The following is a 4,929-nucleotide window of genomic DNA, read 5'->3' as shown; positions in this document are numbered from 1 at the left end:
CAGACCGGAAATTTGCTCATCAAGCTTCCTTCAGATTCGCAGTCACCCACGACACCCTTGCTCTTGGCTAACGCCTACGTCACCTTCGGCGTTCGGGACTTTCACCCTATAGATTGTGCCCATGCCGGGCACACATAGAAATCCCCGCTGTCAGAATGATTCTTGCAGCGGGGATTCTTTCATATTCAAACTACTCTTCTTTTTAAAGACCCAATATGTCTGAAATCTCCTTCATGGCATTCAGTGAAAGCTCCGCAAAATCCGCAAAATCCATATCCAGCTCCTCTATGGACCACATTGCTTCCCTGTCGGCTCCCGCCGCGAAACGCGTCTCATGCATGCGCTTCGTTATCGACTTGACTTTCACCTTTGCAATCTTTTGGTCGGGATAAACCAATGTTATGGCATTTATGAAACCCGTAATCGGGTCACCTGCATAGATTGCCCTGTCCAATGTAGACTTTATAGGCGTTTTGGTATATTTGTTATGTGCCATGATGGCATGGTACATTTCCTCATCTCCAAAGCCCTCTTCCTTCAAAATTTCCAAAGCTCTCGGCCCGTGAAGCTCAGGATGCACTCTGTAGTCCACAAGATCGGCATCCAAATCATGAAGCAAACCCGTAATTGCCCAAAGGTTTTCCCTTTCAGGCTCAAACTTCTTGCCAAGTGCTCTCATGACTGCCTCTACTGCATAGGAGTGCCTGACAAGATACTCCGTTTTAAGGTTCGCAGTTAATATTTCTATCGCTCTATCTCTATCATACATCTTAACCTCTCCTTGAATGAATGTTTTGATTAATCGCTCTAACCCGCCATTGCCTATAAGCTGATGCGTTCAAGCAAAATGCCCGTTTCATGGTCATTGAGGTTCTTCTTCTCTATTTGGTCATTCTCAACACGCTCTATTGACACTGCAAGTGTTTCCTTCATGATGTACTCTTCGAAGGTTTCAACTGCTTTGGCAATATCATCATCGCCATCATATTGTATTTTTATTCTATCCATCATATCGTAATCGTTCAGCTTTCTCATCTGCTGAACCTTTGAAATCATTTCCCTTGCGAATCCCTCGTCAATGAGTTCTTCCGTAAGCTTCGTATCTAGAATTACAAACATGTTGTTTTCCATGGATACTGTGAAACCTTCCTTGGCAGCAATGGTTACAACAACCAATTCTTCAGTAAGATCCAGTTTCTCTCCTTCAAAATCAACTGTTACAACTTCCCCGGATTCCAGTCTCGGCGCTATGTCCGCAGCATCTGGTCCGGCAAGAAATTTTCCAAAAGCCTTTATTTTCTTGCCAAGCAATGGACCAGCCTTCCTGAAATTGGGCTTAAGGTTAAATACCATGAATTCGGCTAGATCCTTCGCGAAAACGACTTCCTTAACATTCAATTCTTCTTTTATCAGCGGTACAACATCAGTCATTTCATCAGCATACTTGCCGTCGACAAGCACTTTTGAAATAGGCTGTCTTACCTTTATTTTTACAGATTCACGCGCCGCTCTTCCAAGACCTACCAGTCTTCGAACATGCTCCATTTTTTCTTCAAGAGCCTTGTCGGACAATTCATCGCTTGCTTCAGGATATCTGCTGATATGAACCGATTCTTCATCCGTCAGATCACGATAGATTTCCTCAGAAATATATGGAGCAATCGGCGCCACCAATTGACACAATCCTTTTAATACTTCGTATGTTGTGTTGTAAACTGCTTTTTTGTCGTCGGTCAAATCCGAGGCCCAGAATCTTCTTCTATTTCTACGGATATACCAGTTGGAGAGATCCTCGTTTACAAAAATTTGTATCTTCCTTACAGCCTTCGTCATGTCAAAGACTTCCATATCATCTGTAACTTCTTTTACGAGAGTATTGTAGACCGAAAGCAACCATCTGTCTATCTCGGGTCTTGATTCATAATCCACAAAGAATGTCCTCGGGTCCACCTCATCCGTATTGGCATACAATGTGAAGAAGTTGTATACATTCTTTATCGTGCTAAAGAACTTGTTTAAAATCTCCTGGAGACCGTCCTCGTCAAACTTGGTTGGAGTCCATGCCGGAGAAACATGAAGCAGATACCATCTAAGAGCATCGGCTCCGTACTTGTCAAACATTTCAAACGGATCAACGGTATTGCCCTTGCTCTTTGACATTTTTTTACCGTCTTTGTCCAATATTAAATCGTTTACCAGAACCCTCTTGTATGGTGAAACCCCCTTGACAAATGTCGAGATTGCCAACAAGGAATAAAACCATCCTCTTGTTTGGTCTATACCTTCGCAGATATAGTCTGCAGGGAACAACTCGTCGAAATTCTCCTTGTTTTCAAACGGATAGTGGTGCTGAGCGAATGGCATTGAACCGCTGTCGAACCAGCAGTCTATTACATCCGGCACACGGGTCATTCTTCCTCCGCACTTGGGACATGTTATATGCACATCGTCCACATATGGCCTGTGGAGTTCGATTGTTTCATCAATGTCCTCATGCGCTCTCTCAACAAGCTCTTTTCTGGAGCCAATGCTGTCGAAGGCATCGCAATCGTCGCATCTCCAAATAGGGAAAGGTGTTCCCCAATAACGGCTTCTGGAAATCGCCCAATCGTTTAGATTTTCAAGCCAGTTGCCGAAACGTTTTTCACCAACGTAGTCGGGATACCATTCAACCGAATTGTTGTTGGCAATGAGTTGGTCTTTCAATTCCGTCATCTTGATGTACCAGCTAGGTTTAGCGTAATACAAAAGAGGAGTCTTGCAGCGCCAGCAATGAGGATAATTGTGGACCATATTTTCTCTTTTGTATAATTTGTTGTTATCTGAAAGCCATTTCATTACATCAAAGTCTGTATCTATTACGAAACGACCCTTCCATGGGGTTTCAGTGAATTTCCCTTCTTCATCAACAGGTTGTATAACCGGGAGACCATAACGAAGTCCTGTATTATAGTCGTCTTCTCCAAAGGCAGGAGCCATGTGTACGATTCCGGTTCCGTCATCTGTAGTAACATAATCAGCCACTGTTACATAAAAAGCTTTCTTATCCACCTTTACGAAAGGCACCAGTTGCTCGTATTCAAGGTATTCCAAGTCTTTGCCCTTGATCTCTTCAATCACCTCGTAGGATTCTTTAAGAACAGTATCTGCCAAGGCCTTAGCAACAATGTATACCGTGCCGCTTTCCGCTTTTACTTTCACATATGTCTCTTTGGGATGCACTGTAAGCGCAACATTTGACGGGAGAGTCCACGGAGTTGTTGTCCATACGAGGAAATACTCGTCCGCATCTTTTCTTTTAAATTTAACTGTTACCGTAAGGGATTTTATTTCCTGATATCCCTGGGCCACCTCATGGGAAGCCAGGCCCGTTCCGCAACGCACGCAATATGGCAGTATCTTGTGCCCCTCATAGATGAGGCCAGCTTTGTTCATCTGATCCAAAATCCACCATTCTGTTTCTATGAAGTCATTGTCCAATGTAATATATGGATTATCCAAATCGATTTCATACGCCACTCGCTTCGTCATTTCACGCCACTGCTTTTCGTACGCGAATACAGATTCTCGGCACTTCTCGTTGAATTCCGCTATTCCGTATTTTTCAATATCGTTTTTATCGGAAAGTCCAAGTTGCTTTTCTACCTCTATCTCTACAGGAAGTCCATGGGTATCCCATCCTGCTTTTCTTTTTACCTGATAACCCTTCATGGTCTTGTATCGACACACTGAATCCTTGAGAGCTCGGGCCAATACATGATGGATTCCCGGGCGGCCGTTGGCCGTAGGTGGTCCCTCATAGAATATGAAGGATGGCTGTCCCTCACGGGTATCGATACTCCTCTTTAGAATGTCGATATCCTCCCAATAATCAGAGATGCGTTTTTCCGATTCCTTTACCGGTATCTTTTCCAATTCTTTGAATACGCTCATGTCTTCATCCTTTCGTTTTTTCATATTTTCACTCAGCAACTGTAGGACCTGCAAATAAAAAAATCCCGAGCATTAGCTCAGGGACGAATTAACCGCGGTACCACCCAAATTACAGAATATTTTCTGCCACTCTCCGCTTTAACGCACGCATACGGAACACCCTACTTTTTTTCAGGTATTCAGCTCAAAGGTGATTCGCGCCAACCGTTTTTTTGCAATCTTTCACCAATCGATTACATCTCTGCAAATGCTCCGGTCGTGCCGTCCCTATCATAGCCTTTACTTCTATTTATACCATTACATAATATAACAGAACCAGTCGGTTGTCAAAATATTTTTTTCTTCAGCATATTCTGTATTTCAATGGCTTGCTGCTTGGAGTTGCCGGAATCACCGATGATCAAATCTGCCGATTCCTCATAGAGTTGTCTTCTTTCTCCATACAACTTGTCCAAATCGCTTTTATCTTTTAAAAGAGGCCTCTCCTGTTTTTTCAATGTCTTTTCAATTTGCTTCAATGAACGATCCAAATATATGAGGATTCCATTCAGTTTCAAGTCAGAGACATTTCCGGAATCAACAATCGTTCCTCCGCCTGTTGCAATTACAACATTTTTACTATTTATTAAGGATTTGACCGCTTCCCTTTCAACTGCTCTGAAACCTTTTTCTCCTTTTACTGCAAATATGTCCGTTATGGGACCATGTTTTTTCTCTATCAATTCGTCCGTATCGACAAATTCGCGTCCCATCAGCTCCGCCAAATGTTTCCCTACTGAACTTTTTCCGCTTCCAGGCATTCCTATGAGTACTGGATTTATTTGCTTTCTGTGGAAATACTCAATCAATCTCTTCTCAGCATCCTTCTCGATTTTTACTCCGTTCCATATTTCCTGGGCCCGAATGGCCTGCGCAACCAGCATATGGAGTCCGTTTGCCACTAAGCAATTCTTTCTTTCCATTTCCTGCATGAACAATGTCCTCATGGGGTTATAT

3 protein-coding genes and 1 other annotated feature are annotated in these 4,929 nt (G+C 43.1%); all 3 genes read right to left on the bottom strand.

Going from position 1 to position 4,929, the window contains the following annotated elements; translation table 11 throughout:
- Positions 1–202 precede the first annotated feature (202 nt).
- The gene (locus JJE29_09095; GenBank protein ID MBK5252771.1) at positions 203–769 is read right to left on the bottom strand and encodes an HD domain-containing protein; all 567 of its coding nucleotides are present in this window, start codon (positions 767–769) and stop codon (positions 203–205) included.
- 53 nt (positions 770–822) lie between these two features.
- Positions 823–3,933, bottom strand: coding sequence for an isoleucine--tRNA ligase (locus JJE29_09090; protein MBK5252770.1), 3,111 nt, complete (start codon positions 3,931–3,933; stop codon positions 823–825).
- Between the two features lie 76 nt (positions 3,934–4,009).
- Positions 4,010–4,216 (bottom strand) — a binding site (T-box leader).
- Positions 4,217–4,259: 43 nt separating this feature from the next.
- Positions 4,260–4,904 (bottom strand): ATP-binding protein, encoded by a 645-nt coding sequence (locus JJE29_09085; protein ID MBK5252769.1) that lies wholly within the window; start codon positions 4,902–4,904, stop codon positions 4,260–4,262.
- Positions 4,905–4,929 lie beyond the last annotated feature (25 nt).

The sequence above is a fragment of the Peptostreptococcaceae bacterium genome (assembly GCA_016649995.1).
GTDB lineage: Bacteria > Bacillota > Clostridia > Peptostreptococcales > BM714 > BM714.
The sequence above is the reverse complement of the archived record's forward strand: the minus strand, read 5'-3'. Positions and strand labels throughout refer to the sequence as shown.